Genomic DNA, 14,805 nt, shown 5'->3' on the forward strand with positions numbered 1-14,805 from the left:
CTGGCGTACCGATCGGCGCGACCGGTCTCTCACTCCACGTTCTGCGCGCTCTTTTCCGGCTCCGTGGCCAATGGCTTGATCCGTCGACCGGTCTCGCGTGAGGCCTGCAGGAAGATCGCCGCCGCCAGCATCGACAGGGCGCCAACGCTGAGGAAGGTCGCCCGGAAGGCCGAGAGCACCTCGGTATCGCCATAGTCGTCCTGGAAACCGCCCAGCAGGGCGGCGGCGCAGGCGACGCCAAAGCTCATGGCCAGCTGCATTACCACCGACAGCAGGCTGTTGCCGCTGGCCGCCTGCTGGTCGTGCAGGTCGATGAGGGTGATGGTGTTCATGGCGGTGAACTGCATGGAGTTCACCGCGCCGAGGATACCCAGGTGGATGAGCAGCCAGACAAAGGGCGTGGAAGGGCCGATCAGGGCGAGGCTGGCGATGAGGCAGCCCAGCAGCAGGGTATTGCCCACCAGCAGGCGACGATAGCCGAGACGGCCGATCAGCGGGCCGGCGATGGGCTTGGCGAGCATCGCGGACAGGGCCAGGGGCATCATCAGCAGACCGGCCTGGGTTGGCGAATAGCCAAGGCCCACCTGGAACAGCAATGGGATGAGAAAGGGCAGGGCACCGCTGCCGAGGCGGGCGAAGAGGTTGCCGAAGATGCCCACCGCGAAGCTGCGGATGCGGAACAGCTCAGGCGAGAACAGCGGTTGATCGTGGTGCAGGGCGCGCAGCCAGTAGGCGACCATGCAAGCCATGCCACCCATCAGCAGCAGCACCACCCGCACATGGGGCAGGTGCAGTTCACCGAGACCTTCCAGGGCGATGCTGATCAGGATCATGGAGGTGCCGAAGAGCAGAAAGCCCAGACCGTCGAAGCGCTGGGGCAGAGGGCTGCGCAGGTCCGGCAGCAGGCGGCGGGTGGCCAGGCAGCCAAGGATCCCGACCGGCAGGTTGATCAGGAAGATCCAGTGCCAGGACACGGCTTCCACCAGCCAGCCACCCAGCGCCGGGCCCGCCAGGGGGCCGACCAGGCCGGGAATGGTGATGAAGCTGAGGATGCGCACCAGTTCGCTGCGGGGATAGACACGCAGGATCACCAGCCGCCCCACGGGCAGCATCAGCGAGCCTCCCAGTCCCTGGATCACCCGGGCGGCGATCAGCAGGTTGAGGCTGGGTGCCAGGGCGCAGAGCAGCGAGCCGAAAGTGAAGAGGGCGATGGCGGTGAAGAAGACGCGGCGACTGCCGAAGCGATCGGAGATCCAGCCCGAGGCGGGGATCAGCAGGGCGACGGTGAGCAGGTAGGCGATCACCACCCCCTGCATGCGCAGGGGATTCTCGCCGAGGTCGGCGGCCATGCGCGGCAGGGCGGTGTTGACGATGGTCGCGTCCAGCGACTGCATGAAGAAGGCGACGGCGATCAGCCAGGGAAGCCAGCGGGTCGTGGTGGTGTCCAGCGTCGGGGTGGGCATGAGAGATCCTTGTCGAGACAGCCGACTACCCGCACTCTGACTGTCTGCAGGCCGCAGGGTGCCCCGCTCGTTCAACGCGAGCGGGAATCTTGTAACGCCTCGATCCGCTGGTCCTTTTCTGCCCAGAGCTCGCTGACCCACTGCTGGAAGCCTGCGCGAAATTCCGCGTCTTCGCTGTAGTCGCCCGCCCAGCGCGCCGGATCCAGCGGTCGCGCGTGGATATCGATGATAACGCGTTTGACGCGGCCGCAGAGCAGGTCCCAGAAGCCGGGCACACGTCCGTCCGGATAGACCAGGGTGACGTCCAGCAGGGTGTCCAGCTGCTCGCCCATGGCCGCGAGGACGAAGGCCATGCCACCGGCCTTGGGTTTGAGCAGGTGCCGATAGGGCGAATCCTGTTCGGCATGTTTGGCGGCGGTGAAGCGGGTCCCTTCCAGGTAATTGACGATGGTCACCGGCTGGCGGCGGAATTTCTCGCAGGCACGGCGGGTGATGGCCAGGTCCGCGCCCTTGAGTTGCGGCCGCCGCGCCAGCTGTGCCCGGGTGTATCTCTTCATGAAGGGATAGTCGAGCGCCCACCAAGCCAGGCCCAGGAAGGGCACCCAGATGAGTTCCTTCTTCAGGAAGAACTTGAAGTAGGGCACCTTGCCATTGAAGGTCTCGATGAGCGCGGGGATGTCGACCCAAGACTGATGGTTGCAGATGACCAGGTAAGAGCGGTCACGCCTGAGCACTTCGGCGCCGCGGATATCCCAGACGGTCGGGGTCAGTCGGGCGAAGATGACTTTGTTTATTTCCGCCCAGGCTTCGGCAATGGCGGTGACCAATCGGGAGCAGACGTCGCGTAGCGCGACGTTGGGCAGCAGCTTGATCAGGGCAAACACCATCAGCGGACCTATCATGACCAGGGTGTTCAGCAGAAGTAGCAGGGAGACGGCAATACCGGTCAGGAGGTGCATGGATTCTCTCGTCTAGAACTTGGGGCGATAGTCTTTAGCGTGCCATGGCAGTTTGCGATCATCTGCTTCCAAATGGCTGCTGCCGATAAGCTGCGAAGTGAACGCCATGCTCAAAAAGGTTACCAGTGCCGAAGTCTGCCTCGGCATGTACATCCACAGGTTCGAAGGCAGCTGGATCGACCATCCGTTCTGGAAGGCGCGCTTTCTGCTCCAGGAACAGCGCGACCTGCAGAAGATCCAGGACAGCGCCGTGACCGCCGTGTGGATCGATATCGCCAAGGGGCTGGATTGCCAGCCCAAGCCACCGATGCCCGTGGAGCCCGAAGCGATCCCCACGTCGGCTGCCGCGCGGCCCATCAGCACGGCCGACGCTACCGCCCCGGCCTCCGCGCCGGGTGCGGCCCTCAACTGCCCTCGGGAGTTGGCGCAGGCTTCCGCCGTGAGCGCCCATGCCAAGCAGGAGGTGGCGCGGCTGTTCCAGGACGTGCGCCTGGGGCAGGCCATCGAGCTGAGCGAAGTGGCGACCGTGGTCGAGCAGATATCGGCATCGGTGCTGCGGCATCCCACGGCGCTGATCAGCCTGACGCGACTGCGCACGGCCGACGAGTATACCTACATCCATTCCGTGTCGGTCTGCGCCCTGATGACGGCCGTGGCGCGGCAGATGGAGCTGCCGGCGGAGCAGGTATGGCTGGCCGGGCAGGCCGGTCTGCTGCACGACGTGGGCAAGATGCGCACGCCCCTTGAGGTGCTCAACAAGCCGGGCAAGCTGACCGATGCGGAATTCGCGGTGATGAGGCGGCACCCCGAAGAGGGCGTCGCCCTGCTGCGGCAGTGGGGCGCGGCGGCGGAAGTCATCGACGTCTGTCTGCACCATCACGAGAAATTCGATGGCAGCGGCTATCCCCGTGGTCTGGCCGGTACGCAGATCAGCCTGTTGTCGCGGATCGCGGCGGTCTGCGACGTCTACGACGCGGTGTCCTCGACGCGACCCTACAAGACGGCCTGGAGTCCGGCCGAAGCGATCCGGCGCATGGCGGAGTGGAAGGGGCATTTCGATCCCCAGGTGTTCCAGGCCTTCGTCAAGACCCTGGGCATCTATCCGATCGGCTCCCTGGTGCGGCTGAGCAACGAGCAACTGGCGGTGGTGGTCGAGCAGCATCCGGACAGCCTGTTGACGCCCCGGGTCCGGGTGTTCTTTTCCGCCCGCTCGCGCACCCCCCTACCGCAGCGCCTGCTGGACCTCGCCCGGCCCCCCGCCGACGAACGCATCGTGCGGCGGGAGGACCCGGAGGAGTGGGGCTTTCGCAATCTGGAGCGTCTCTGGCAGCAGGCCTAGCGCTGGTTCAGGGGCGCGTGGTCTGCAGCGACGGCCGCTCGCTGGTGCGGGCGTACCAGGCTGAGATCCGCGGGCAGTCGCTGCGCCAGGCAAAGGTGGGGATGCGGAAGTCCAGATAGCCGAGCAGGCAGGCCATGCCGAGGCTGGCCACGTCGAATTCGTCGTCCAGCTCGCTGATGGCCTCGCGCTCGAAGTAGTCCAGCGCCCGGGCGATCTTTTCCTGCTGGTTGTCCAGCCAGAGCTTCCATTGCATGCCCGGTGGGCGCATGAAGCTTTCGTAGCGGATCTGTACCGCGGCTTCCATCATGGCGTCGCACAGCGAGGCCAGGGTCAGGCGGCGCCAGCGCTCCGGGCCCTGACGCGGGATCAGCGGGGTGCGCTCGTGCAGGGTATCCAGGTAGTCGAGGATGACGCGACTGTCGTGCAGGCAGGTGCCATCGGCCAGGCGCAGGGCGGGAATCTTGCCGGCCGGATTGGTATCGAGCACGTCGCGATTGGGATTGAGTGGCGTCTGCTGGACGATTTCCACCTCGACCTGCTCGATCAGGTCCGTTTCGTGGAGCATCACCACGACTTTGCGACCGAAGGGCGAGGCGGGAGTGTGGTACAGGATCATGGACATGGGCCGGGCTCTCCAGGGTGCAGGACTGCATTCGCTTTTGACGAATCCCTTCACTGTAAGCCCTAGGCCGGCCCGGATAAAAGATGGCCTTGGTCGTAGGCGGCTGGTTCAGACCAGCCCAGGCAGCTCGATATGCACGCCCAGACCGCGTCCTTGCAGGCCTTCGCCCAGATGCAGAGTGCCACCATGGATTTCGACGATGCGCTTGACGATGGGCAGGCCCAGGCCGCTGCCGACGTTCTGACCGGCGCTCTCGCTGCGATAGAAGCGGGTGAAGATCATCGCCCGCTCTTCCGGGGTGACGCCGGGTCCGCTGTCGCAGACATCGATCCGAACCCGCCCGGGCACGTCCTCGACGACCCGCACCAGCACCTGGCCACCGCTCGGGGTGTAGCGGATGGCATTGCCGACCAGATTGGTGAGCAGCACCCCCAGCCAGGTGGGGATGCCGGACAGCCGGACCTCCTGATCCTCCAGGACCAGGTCGATGTTCTTGTCGATGGCCAGCGGTGCGAGTTCCGAGAGGGTATCCGCCGCCAGGCGTCCGAGGTGGACGGGAATGAACTGTTCCTGCAAGGCGCCACTGTCCAGGCGGGCCAGGAGCAGGATCTGCTCCATCAGCTGGCTGATGCGCTCGGCGCTGCGGCGCACCTGCACCAGGCCCCGGGCGTGGGCCTGGGGATCACTGGAACGCAGGGCCACCTGGGTGTGGGTCAGCAGGCTGGCCAAGGGCGTGCGAATTTCGTGGGCGGCGTCGCTGGTCAGCCGACGCTCGGCTTCCAGGGCACCGTCCAGGCGTTGCAGCAAGGCGTTGATCTCCTCGACCAGGACCGCGGCTTCCAAAGGTACGCGATTCAGCGGCAGCGGCTCCAGCCGCTGGGCGGAGCGCTGCTTGATCTGCGCGGCCAGTTGGCGCAGCGGATCGATCCCACGGGTGACGCCAAACCAGATGAGCGCGGCCAGCACCGGTAGGGCCAGAGCCAGGGGGAACAGCGAGCCGAGCAGCAGCAGGTTGGTGGCCCCGCGGCGATCGGCCAGGTTTTCGTAGATCCAGATGCGCCCGTCACCGCTGCTCAGGCGCAGCACGCGCCAGTGTTGCCCTTCGGCCAGCAGGCTGCTGAAGCCGGCCGGTTGATTGACCAGGCCGGCTGGCGGGGCCAGGGTGCCGAGGCGCTGGTCGCCGGCCTGCAGCAGATAGCCGAGGGCATTGCGCCGCTTGAACAGTGGCAGATCGGCGATGGCCGTGCGGCTGCGCTCCAGGGCGCGGGCCTCGGGCGGCAGGGTATGGTCATTGCCTTCGCCAAGGGTGGCCAGGTGCAGCGCCGCCGCGCCGAAGTCGAGCATGTCCTCGTCCGCCAGGCGATTCACCTGGCGCAGGACCAACTGATAGGTCACCAGGGCGGCGATCAGCCAGCAGGCGAAGATCCCGCACAGTAGCAGCGTCAGCAGGCGCCGCCGCAGCGAGATCGCCGGACCGTCGTTCACGGCGCCGGCCGCTCGGGCTGGTCGATGCCATAGCCGATGCCGCGCACGGTGCGGATCAGGCTGGTGCCGAGCTTGCGCCTGAGGTGATGGATATGGACCTCGATGGCGTTGCTCTCGACATCGCCATCCCAGCCGTAGAGGGCCTGCTCCAGGCGATTGCGCGAGAGCACCTTGCCCATGTTTTCCAGCAACAGGCGCAGCAGGGCGTATTCCCGTGGTGCCAGCTCGACGGGCTGGCCGGCCAGGGTCACCCGGTGGGTGGCCGGATCGACGCGCAGCTCATTGTGCTCCAGTTGCGGCAGCGCCCGACCGGCGCTGCGCCGGGTAAGGGCGCGCACGCGGGCGAGCAGTTCGTCGAGATCGAAGGGTTTGGTCAGGTAGTCGTCGGCGCCGGTGTCCAGGCCGGTGACCCGGTCGGTGACCTTGTCCCGAGCGGTGAGGATCAGCACCGGGGTGGCGTCGCCGCGCTTGCGCAGGCCGGCCAGGACCTCCAGTCCCGAGCGGCGGGGCAGGCCGATGTCGAGCACCACCAGGTCGAAGGGATCGGTCTCCAGCGCGGCCTGGGCGGCCTGGCCATCGGTCACCCAGTCGACGGTGTCGCCTTCCAGAGCCAGGCCGGCGCGGATGCCGTCGCCCAGCAGCATGTCGTCTTCGGCCAGCAGTATTCTCATCGGATTTTCCAAGGCGGTGGAGCGGTTGTACCGCTCCGGGCCTGCCACGGCAAGAGCGGTGACCATCCCCCAGGATGGTCAGGCTCAAGACTAGTCCAAGGCGCTTAAGGACGGATTAACAAAGGGGTAGCGCCTTAGCGTGGCGGTGCGCTGACCCGCCAGATCGTGTTGCCGACGTCGTCGGCCACCAGCAGACCGCCGCGACCGTCGTTGACCACCCCGACCGGGCGCCCCTGGGCCTCTTCCTTGGCGTTGAGGAAGCCGGTCAGCAGGTCGCGTGGTGGGCCGCTGGGCTTGCCGTCCCGGAAGGGCACGAAGATGACCTTGTAGCCGCTCTTGGGATCACGATTCCAGGAGCCATGCTGGCCGATGAACAGGCCCTGATGGAAAGCCTCGGGGAGCCGAGTGTCAGCACGGGCGAAGGCCAGTCCCAGGGAGGCGGTGTGGCTGCCCAGGGCGTAGTCGGGGGTAAGGGCCTTGGCCACCAGGTCCGGTCGTGGCGGTTGCACTCGGCTGTCCAGGTGCTGACCCCAGTAGCTGTAGGGCCAGCCATAGAAGCCGCCGTCGTGCACCGAGGTAGCGTAGTCGGGCACCAGATCGCTACCGATTTCGTCGCGCTCGTTGACCACCGTCCAGAGTTTGCCGGTGGTGGGCTCCCAGTCCAGGCCGTTGGGATTGCGCAGGCCGGTGGCGAACAGACGCTTCTGGCCCGAGGCGCGGTCCAGCTCCCAGATGGCGGCGCGCCCCTGCTCGATATCCAGGCCGTTCTCGCCGACGTTGCTGTTGGAGCCGACGGTGAGGTAGAGCTTCTGGCCATCGCGGCTGGCGATGACGTTCTTGGTCCAGTGGTGATTGATGCCGGCCGGCAGGTCGGTGACCTTGGTGCCCTGGCCTTCCAGGCGGGTGGCGCCGGGGCGATAGGTGAAGCGCACCAGGGCATCGGCGTTGGCGACATAGAAGTCCTCGCCCACCAGCGCCATGCCGAAGGGCGAATGGAGGTGCTCGGCGAAGAGGGTGCGGGTCTCGGCGACACCATCGCCGTCGGCATCACGCAGCAGGGTGATGCGATCGGCACTGGGCACCCCGGCGCCGGCTTTCTTCATGAACAGACCGGCGATCCAGCCTTTGATGCCGGGAAAGTCATCGCGCTTGGGGGCATTGCTTTCCGCCACCAGCACATCGCCATTGGGCAGTACATAGAGCCAGCGCGGATGGTCCAGGCCGCGGGCGAAGGCCTGGACCTGGGTGCCCGGCGCGGCGATGGGCTTGCCGCCCTCGGGCCAGCCGACCGCTGGCGCCACGTTGACTGTCGGCAGCAGGGTCTTGTGTGGCGCCGGCAGGGTCGGCGTCGGGCCATAGCCGGCGTCGCGTTGCAACTGGGCGGTCTCGCCGCAGCCGAGCAGGGTGGCGGTCACCAGGGCCAGGGCCAGGGTCAGGGTACGAGCAGGGTAGGGCGCGCTAAGGGGCATGGCAGGGCTCTCGCGGGGGCTCGCAGGGATAGAGCCCGGGGTCAGGAGAACGTTCCGGGCCAGGGGTAGTGGAGGCCTGCTGAGCCTCTGAAGTGATTAGGGTGGGCGGTTTGAAAAATGACTGTAGCCGCATTGTCGGTCTTTTTGGATGCTATCCGGGCTCTTCTGTCTTTTTCTGAATATAGAAAGTCCTGTTGATTCAAGGCGTTAGCTCCCTTGCGGAAAATACGGCTGCAAAGCGCCGGCAATCTGACGCGTATCGATCAGTAACTAATTGTTTTTGAAAGGAAATATTCACTCAAGCTGCAGGTGCCGACGCCGATAGCTGCCCCAACAATGACGACGAAGTCGCACCATGCGGCGCCGCAGAAGGACGCGGCCGCCTGAGCTCGCTCACGCCAGAACTCGCTAGGTTGCGGGGGCGGGGCGCATTTCTTTTCACAGGTGCAGTCATGCAATCCCTTACCCGGCGCTTGCGCCAGTTTTCCCTGCGTCTGGCCGGAACCCTGGCCCTGAGCAGCGCCCTCTTCGGTTCGGCCCAGGCGGTCGAACTGGTCGGTCTGAACTTTTCCGGTGCCGGCTTCGCCAGCCAGGTGCTGCCCGGCATCAACAACCGCAACTACATCTTTCCCAGCGAGCAGCACTTCAAGGACTGGAGCGCCAAGGGCATCAAGCTGGTGCGCTTTCCGATCATCTGGGAGCGTATCCAACCCAAGCTGAACTCAATGCTGGATCCGGACTATGGCGCGCTGGTCACCCAGACGCTCAATTACGCGCAGAAGTACGGCGTCAAGGTGATCCTCGACCTGCACAACTATGCGCGGTATCGCGGCGAAGTCATCGGCGCCGGCAAGGTCACCTACTTCAACTACTGGGATGTGACCTATCGCCTGGCCTTTCGCTTCGGCAAGCATCCGGCGCTCTACGGCTACGACATCATGAACGAGCCCCACGACGCCGTGGCCTTCTGGCCGACCGCCGCCCAGCATGGCATCAACGGCATCCGCACCATGGACAGCGTCCATCCCATCATCGTCGAGGGCAATGGCTGGTCCAGCGCCTCGCGCTGGCCACAGTGGAACGATCCGCTGCTGGCGCTCAAGGACCCGGCGGACAAGCTGATCTTTTCCGCCCACGTCTATTTCGACAACGACGGCGGTGGCCAGTATGCGAGCAAGGACATGAGCGGCTTCGATCCCATGGTCGGGGTGAATCGCGTCAAGCCCTTCGTCGACTGGTTGAAGAAGAACGGTAAGCAGGGCTACATCGGCGAATTCGGCGTACCCGATGACGATCCGCGTTGGCTGGTGGCCATGGACAACATGCTGGCCTATCTCAAGCAGCACTGCATCCCGGCCAGCTACTGGGCTGCCGGCCCGGGTTGGGGCAACTACAACCTGGCGGTGGAGCCCATCAATGGCGTGGATCGCCCCCAGTGGGCGACGCTGAAGAAGTACGTCGACAACAGCAGCTGCACACGAATCGGGCCCAATTAACCCAGCCAGCGATGGCGGTCCTCGGGGTCGGCAGGCTACCCTTGAGTTTTAACCGTGCCAGTCCCGAGGACCCCTCATGAGCCAGATTCCCGCCGACCTGCGTTATGCCGCCAGCCACGAATGGGCGCGCCTGGAAGCCGATGGTAGCGTTACCGTCGGCATTTCCGATCATGCCCAGGAGGCCTTGGGCGATGTGGTGTTCATCGAACTGCCGGAAGTCGGCAAGACCCTGGGCGCTGGCGAGCAGGCCGGGGTGGTGGAGTCGGTCAAGGCCGCGTCGGACATCTACGCTCCGGTGAGCGGTGAGGTCATCGCCATCAACGATGCCCTGGCCGACGCTCCCGAGCAGGTCAACGGCGAACCCTATGGTGCCTGGTTCTTCAAGCTCAAGCCGCAGGATCCGGCCGAGCTGGACAAGCTGCTCGATGCCGAAGGCTATCGCCAGGCCAGCGAAAGCTGAGGCGACAGCCTCACGCCCAGGCAACAGGCAAAAAAGAACCCCGCACGGCATGACCGGCGGGGTTCTTTTTTGCCTGGCCCTTATTGGGTCAGGATGCGCATGGCGAGATCGTTGTCGCTGGCCTGCAGGCCCGGCTCGGCGGCGCGCATGTCGCGCAGCGCGGCTTCCAGGTAGGGGCCACGGATCTGGCCGTTGCTGGCCAGGTAGGAGCTGGCGTCGTCCTGGGTGGCGGCAACGATCTTGTGGTCGTCACGGCTGGTGGTATAGAACGAGCCGGAGGTCGCCCCCAGGGTCGCGGCATGCCGCCAGAACCGCGCATCCGCATTGGCGGCGGTGGTCGCGGCCAGCAGCGGCAGACCGATCAGGGAAACCAGAGCAAGCTTCTTCAGGCGCATGGATGAGATCTCCTTCTTGAGGTCTCCTATAGAGAGCTCAGACGTCCGCCGAGTTCCAGGCCGCTGCATCAGCCTAGCGCTGGATCATGCTGTGGATACGTTCGGCCAGGGCGTCGATGTCGAACGGCTTGATCAGCATGTCCATGTTCTCGCCGAGGAATTCGCCGCGCACCTTGGCATTCTTGGCATAGCCGGTGATGAACAGCACCTTGAGCTCGGGTCGCCGACCACGGGCGATTTCGGCGAGCTGGCGCCCATTCATGCCGGGCAGGCCGACATCGCTGATGAGCAGATCCAGCCGCTGGCCGCTTTCGATGATCGGCAGGGCGCTGTCGGCGTCGCTTGCCTCCAGGGCGGTGTAGCCCAGTTCGGCGAGTACCTCCAGTACGATCATGCGCACCGCGTATTCGTCCTCTACCACCAGCACGGTCTGGCCGGCCTCGGCGCGGGGCGCGACCTTGGTCGTGGGCTTGTCGTCGTTCTCCGCGACCACCTCCGGGTGGCGGGGCAGGTAGAGGCTGATGGTGGTGCCCTGGCCCTGCTCGGTGTCGATGCGTGCGGTGCCGCCGGACTGCTTGACGAAGCCATAGATCATCGACAGGCCGAGCCCCGTGCCCTGGCCGGCCGGCTTGGTGGTGAAAAAGGGCTCGAAGGCCTTGGCCTTGACCTCCGGCGGCATGCCGGTGCCGGTGTCGGCCACGCTCAGGCGCACGTAGTCGCCCGGCGCCAGGGATTCGCGTGCGGCCGCCTCGCCATCCAGGCTGAGATTGGCGGTGGCGATGCACAGCTCGCCGCCCGCGGGCATGGCGTCGCGGCCGTTGATGACCAGGTTGAGCAGGGCGTTTTCCAACTGGTGGGTATCGCTGTGGGCGAGCCAGGCGACCGGCGCGAGATCCAGGCGCAAGGCGACGTTTTCGCCCACCGTGCGCACCAGCAGGTCCTGCAGCGAGGCGACCAGCTGGTGCACGTCCACCGGTTGCGGATCCAGGGTCTGGCGGCGGGCGAAGGCCAGTAGTCGGTGGGTCAGGGCAGCGGCGCGGTCGGCCGAATTCACCGCGGCGTTGATGTAACGATCCAGGTCCTGGGTGCGCCCATTGGCGATGCGCAAGCGGATCAGGTCCAGGGCCCCGACGATGCCGGTGAGCATGTTGTTGAAGTCGTGAGCGATACCGCCGGTGAGCTGGCCGATGGCTTCCATCTTCTGCGACTGGCGCAGGGCTTCCTCGGTGCGCTCGCGTTCGTAGATTTCCGCGATCAGCCGCGCATGGCTGCGCCCCAGTTCCTGGGTGCGTTCGGCGATGCGCTGCTCCAGCTGGTCAGTGGTCTGCCGCGCCTCGGTCACGTCCACGCCACAGCCCACCAGGCCGTGGAATTCTCCATCGAGCTCCAGCCGCGGCGTGCCTTCCAGGCGCAGCCAGCGCCACTCACCCTGGGCATTGCGCACCCGTACCTCGGCGCGCAGGGCACTGTGGGTGGCGATGGCCTGCTTGAAGGTCCCCTCGAAAGCCGGGCACTCGGTCTCCGGGAGCAGGGCGCTCCAGCCCTGGTCGTGCAGGTCGGCGTCGTGCAGGTCGAATTCGCTGGCGAAGCGCTGGTTGACGAATTGCAGCTGGCCGTCCGCATCGCAGGCCCAGATCAGCACCGGGGCGCTGTCGGCCATGAGCCGGAAGCGGCCCTCGCTCTCGCGCTGGGCGTCCTGGGAGCGCTGCCGGCAGATGGCCGACCAGAGCCGGTCGGTGACATCGCGCAGGAATTGCACCTCGCCTTCCGTCCATAACCGGGCGCGCTGGTCATGGGCGACGAACAGAGCCCGCAGGCGACCGTCCTCATAGAGCGGGATGTCCACCAGCGCCGCGATCTCCAGGTCGAGCAGACGCTGGGCATTGGCCTGGGCGCGCGGATCCTGGCTGACGTCGTCGATGACCAGGGGCGCCTCGCCTTCCTGGTTGCCCAGGCTGTCAGGGGCGAGCAGCGGATAGGCCAGGGCCTGATCGAGACTGCCATTGGGCGTCCACATCTGTTGTGGGACGAAGGCGCCCCGGCTTTCCTCCAGCCGCGCATAACCGACCCGGCGCAGGCCCAGGCGCGTGCCCACCAATTCCAGGGCGGCGGCCACTCCCGTGCTTTCCGGATCGCCTTCGCGCAACCGATCCCCCAGCTCGATGAGGGCATGCTGGCGGGCTTCGGCTTCACGTCGTTCCTCGATCTGGCGACGCAGCTGGCGATTGGTCTCGCTGATGCGATCGGCGTCATGGCGTTCGCGGGTGATGTCGCGGGCGATCCCCACCAGGCGGCGCTGACCGCCGGGCTCCAGGCGCTCGCGCCCGCGGATGCTGAGCCACACCGGCTCGCCCTGGCGCGGGCTGCGCACGCGAAAGGTCAGCCGCAGGTCGTAGGCATTGCCGCCGTCCTGGATGGCGGCGCTCACGTAGGCACGTACCCGTGGTGCATCCGCGGGGTGCAGGGCGCGCAGCAGGGCGCCGCCGCGCAGGGAGCAGCGGCCTTCGGCGGCGCCTACCAGATGGGCGAGCCGCGTATCCCAGCTGATCAGGTCGCGGTCGATGTCATAGTCCCAGACGCCCAGGTCGGCCACATCCATGGCCAGGGCGATGCGCTGCTCGGCCAGACGCAGGGCATCGGCGGCGGCGGTGCGCTCGATGACGATGCGGATACGTTCGGCCACCTCGCGCACCAGGGCCACATCGCCAATGGTCCAGTGACGGGGCGTGCCGGCATAGAGGAACAGCAGGCCGACCAGCTGTTCCTCGGCCAGCAGCGGCACCACCAGGCCGGCTCGGACGCCATGTTCGACCAGCTGGCTGCGCATCGCGCCCAGGCGCTCGTCCTGGGCGCTGTCTTCCACGCTGACGATGATGCCGCGGCGTAGCTCTTCCACTGCCGAGGTATGCCAGTGGCCCAGGCTGGGCAGGTTGAGGCGATGGGTGCGCCCCTGTTCGAGCCAGTCGCTGTCTATGGTCAGGCTACCGTCGTGACCAACGCGGGCATAGCCGATGCGCTGTACGGCCAGCAGATGGCCCAGGCTGTCGCCCAGCACCGAGGCGACCTGCCCCGTATTGGTCACGCCGTGCAGCAGGTCGCCCAGTTCGAGCAGGAAACGCTGGCGGTCATGGCTGCGGATACGCTCGCTGAGATCGACGAAGGTACAGATGGCGCCCTGGACCTTGCCGTCGCGCCAGAGCGGCTGGGCGCGCCATTCCACCGGTAGCAGGCTGCCGTCCTCGCGCAGCAGGGCGTCGGCGGAGAGGTGCAGGGTGGCACCTTCGCTGGCGGCGCGCTGCAGCGCCCGAGCGCCATCTTCGCTGCGCGCGGAGCTGAGCCGGGTGTCCAGGCGGTCGCCAAGGATGTCACGCTCCTCGGTCAATCCGAGCATCTGGCGGAAGGCGCGGTTGCACAGGGTCGCGCGGCCCTCGCGATCCAGGGCGCAGAAGCCTTCGTGGGTGGATTCCAGCAGCAGGTGGGCGAAGGCCTCGCTTTCGCGGAGCGCCGTTTCCGCCCGCTTGCGGCTGTCGATGTCCTGGGCCACGCCCACCCAGTGCTCGATCTCGCCGCTGGCGTTGGTGAAGGGCATGGTGCGGGTTTCGAACCAGCGATAGCGACCCTGGGCATCACGCAGCTGCAATTCCAGACTGCCGGCGACGCGCTGCTGGCGCACCTCACGCCAGCGCCGCAACAGGTGCGGGCGGTGGTCGGGGTGGATGGCATCGGCCCAGAGATCGGGATCGGCGACGGTGCTGGCGGGGCTCAGGCCGCTGTACTCGTACCAGTAGCGATTGGCGTATTCGAAGGTGCCATCGGGCCGGGCGAACCAGATGATCTGCGGGTTGACGTCCATCAGGGCGCGGTAGTGGGTCTCGTCGAGGGTACTGTGCCGCGTGGGCGAGGTCGCCGGCAGTCGGGCCTCGAACAGGCGCAGTACCTGGCGGGCAAGGCGTTCGAGGCCGGTCAGTCGCGCCGGGCTCAGGTCGCGCGGCTGCCAGTCCAGCACGCACAGGGTGCCGAGAAAGACGCCGTCGGCCGTGCGCAGCGGCGCACCGGCATAGAATCTCAGGCCCGCCGGATCGGTCACCAGGGGGTTGTCGACGAAGCGCGGATCCTGGCTGAGGTCCTCGATCTGCCGCGCCTCCTGGGCCGCATGCAGGTGTTGGCAGAAAGACAGGGCCAGGGGGATTTCCGCCACGCCCAGGCCGCGCTCGGCGATGAACAGCTGCTGCTGTTCGCCAAGCAGGTTGACCGCGGCGATGGGCGTCTCGCAAAGGGTCGCAGCCAGTTCCACCAGGTCGTCGAGGGCCGGTTCCGGCTGGCCATCGAGCAGGCCATAGGCCGCCAGGGCTTCCTGGCGACGATGGCACTGCTCGGCGTCCTCGGCATCCAGGGCCGTAGGGGTGACGACGGTTGTCTGCACGGCTGGCTATCCTTGTTCCGCTC

11 protein-coding genes are annotated in these 14,805 nt (G+C 66.5%); 3 read left to right on the forward strand and 8 right to left on the reverse strand.

Going from position 1 to position 14,805, the window contains the following annotated elements; genetic code table 11:
* Window positions 1-29: 29 nt before the first annotated feature.
* The gene (gene mdtD, locus ACUCV0_RS14165; protein WP_059316492.1) at window positions 30-1,463 is read right to left on the reverse strand and encodes a multidrug transporter subunit MdtD; all 1,434 of its coding nucleotides are present in this window, start codon (window positions 1,461-1,463) and stop codon (window positions 30-32) included.
* A gap of 71 nt (window positions 1,464-1,534) precedes the next feature.
* Window positions 1,535-2,422 (reverse strand): 1-acylglycerol-3-phosphate O-acyltransferase, YihG family, encoded by an 888-nt coding sequence (gene yihG, locus ACUCV0_RS14170; protein ID WP_482212958.1) that lies wholly within the window; start codon window positions 2,420-2,422, stop codon window positions 1,535-1,537.
* A 106-nt stretch (window positions 2,423-2,528) separates the two neighbouring features.
* Here yihG and ACUCV0_RS14175 point away from each other — a divergent pair, with 106 nt between their 5' ends.
* Window positions 2,529-3,761, forward strand: coding sequence for a cyclic di-GMP phosphodiesterase (locus ACUCV0_RS14175; protein ID WP_482212959.1), 1,233 nt, complete (start codon window positions 2,529-2,531; stop codon window positions 3,759-3,761).
* A gap of 7 nt (window positions 3,762-3,768) precedes the next feature.
* On the opposite strand, the gene ACUCV0_RS14180 is transcribed toward ACUCV0_RS14175, so the two are convergent.
* The 4 genes from ACUCV0_RS14180 to ACUCV0_RS14195 all read right to left on the reverse strand — a co-directional run bounded on the left by ACUCV0_RS14180 (window position 3,769) and on the right by ACUCV0_RS14195 (window position 8,008).
* Entirely contained in the window at window positions 3,769-4,383 is a 615-nt protein-coding gene (locus tag ACUCV0_RS14180; RefSeq protein WP_271653271.1) for a glutathione S-transferase family protein, read from the reverse strand.
* 108 nt (window positions 4,384-4,491) lie between these two features.
* Window positions 4,492-5,868, reverse strand: coding sequence for a sensor histidine kinase (locus ACUCV0_RS14185; protein ID WP_482212960.1), 1,377 nt, complete (start codon window positions 5,866-5,868; stop codon window positions 4,492-4,494).
* A complete protein-coding gene (locus ACUCV0_RS14190; RefSeq protein WP_271653269.1) occupies window positions 5,865-6,539 on the reverse strand; it encodes a response regulator in 675 nt (224 codons plus the stop codon). The genes ACUCV0_RS14185 and ACUCV0_RS14190 overlap by 4 nt, the downstream gene beginning before the upstream one ends.
* 134 nt (window positions 6,540-6,673) lie before the next feature.
* Complete coding sequence (locus ACUCV0_RS14195) at window positions 6,674-8,008, reverse strand: PQQ-dependent sugar dehydrogenase (protein ID WP_482212961.1); 1,335 nt, start codon at window positions 8,006-8,008, stop codon at window positions 6,674-6,676.
* 452 nt (window positions 8,009-8,460) lie between these two features.
* On the opposite strand from ACUCV0_RS14195, the gene ACUCV0_RS14200 reads away from it, so the two are divergent.
* Together ACUCV0_RS14200 and gcvH are read left to right on the forward strand one after the other, a co-directional pair.
* Window positions 8,461-9,504 (forward strand): glycoside hydrolase family 5 protein, encoded by a 1,044-nt coding sequence (locus tag ACUCV0_RS14200; RefSeq protein ID WP_271653267.1) that lies wholly within the window; start codon window positions 8,461-8,463, stop codon window positions 9,502-9,504.
* 76 nt (window positions 9,505-9,580) lie between these two features.
* Entirely contained in the window at window positions 9,581-9,964 is a 384-nt protein-coding gene (gene gcvH, locus ACUCV0_RS14205) for a glycine cleavage system protein GcvH (RefSeq protein ID WP_059316484.1), read from the forward strand.
* Between the two features lie 80 nt (window positions 9,965-10,044).
* On the opposite strand, the gene ACUCV0_RS14210 is transcribed toward gcvH, so the two are convergent.
* Both ACUCV0_RS14210 and ACUCV0_RS14215 read right to left on the reverse strand, forming a co-directional pair.
* On the reverse strand, window positions 10,045-10,359 hold the full coding sequence (locus ACUCV0_RS14210) for a DUF2388 domain-containing protein (protein ID WP_017639490.1): 315 nt from the start codon (window positions 10,357-10,359) through the stop codon (window positions 10,045-10,047).
* Window positions 10,360-10,432: 73 nt separating this feature from the next.
* Complete coding sequence (locus tag ACUCV0_RS14215; protein ID WP_482212962.1) at window positions 10,433-14,782, reverse strand: PAS domain S-box protein; 4,350 nt, start codon at window positions 14,780-14,782, stop codon at window positions 10,433-10,435.
* Window positions 14,783-14,805 lie beyond the last annotated feature (23 nt).

The sequence above is a fragment of the Pseudomonas sp. VMV1 genome (assembly GCF_056790235.1).

What these genes read in the sequence shown, in the direction of transcription:
- mdtD (WP_059316492.1), bottom strand. Translation starts at nt 1,463, where the DNA reads ATGCCCACCCCGACGCTGGACACCACCACGACCCGCTGGCTTCCCTGG.
- yihG (WP_482212958.1), bottom strand. Translation starts at nt 2,422, where the DNA reads ATGCACCTCCTGACCGGTATTGCCGTCTCCCTGCTACTTCTGCTGAAC.
- ACUCV0_RS14175 (WP_482212959.1), top strand. Translation starts at nt 2,529, where the DNA reads ATGCTCAAAAAGGTTACCAGTGCCGAAGTCTGCCTCGGCATGTACATC.
- ACUCV0_RS14180 (WP_271653271.1), bottom strand. Translation starts at nt 4,383, where the DNA reads ATGTCCATGATCCTGTACCACACTCCCGCCTCGCCCTTCGGTCGCAAA.
- ACUCV0_RS14190 (WP_271653269.1), bottom strand. Translation starts at nt 6,539, where the DNA reads ATGAGAATACTGCTGGCCGAAGACGACATGCTGCTGGGCGACGGCATC.
- ACUCV0_RS14195 (WP_482212961.1), bottom strand. Translation starts at nt 8,008, where the DNA reads ATGCCCCTTAGCGCGCCCTACCCTGCTCGTACCCTGACCCTGGCCCTG.
- ACUCV0_RS14200 (WP_271653267.1), top strand. Translation starts at nt 8,461, where the DNA reads ATGCAATCCCTTACCCGGCGCTTGCGCCAGTTTTCCCTGCGTCTGGCC.
- gcvH (WP_059316484.1), top strand. Translation starts at nt 9,581, where the DNA reads ATGAGCCAGATTCCCGCCGACCTGCGTTATGCCGCCAGCCACGAATGG.
- ACUCV0_RS14210 (WP_017639490.1), bottom strand. Translation starts at nt 10,359, where the DNA reads ATGCGCCTGAAGAAGCTTGCTCTGGTTTCCCTGATCGGTCTGCCGCTG.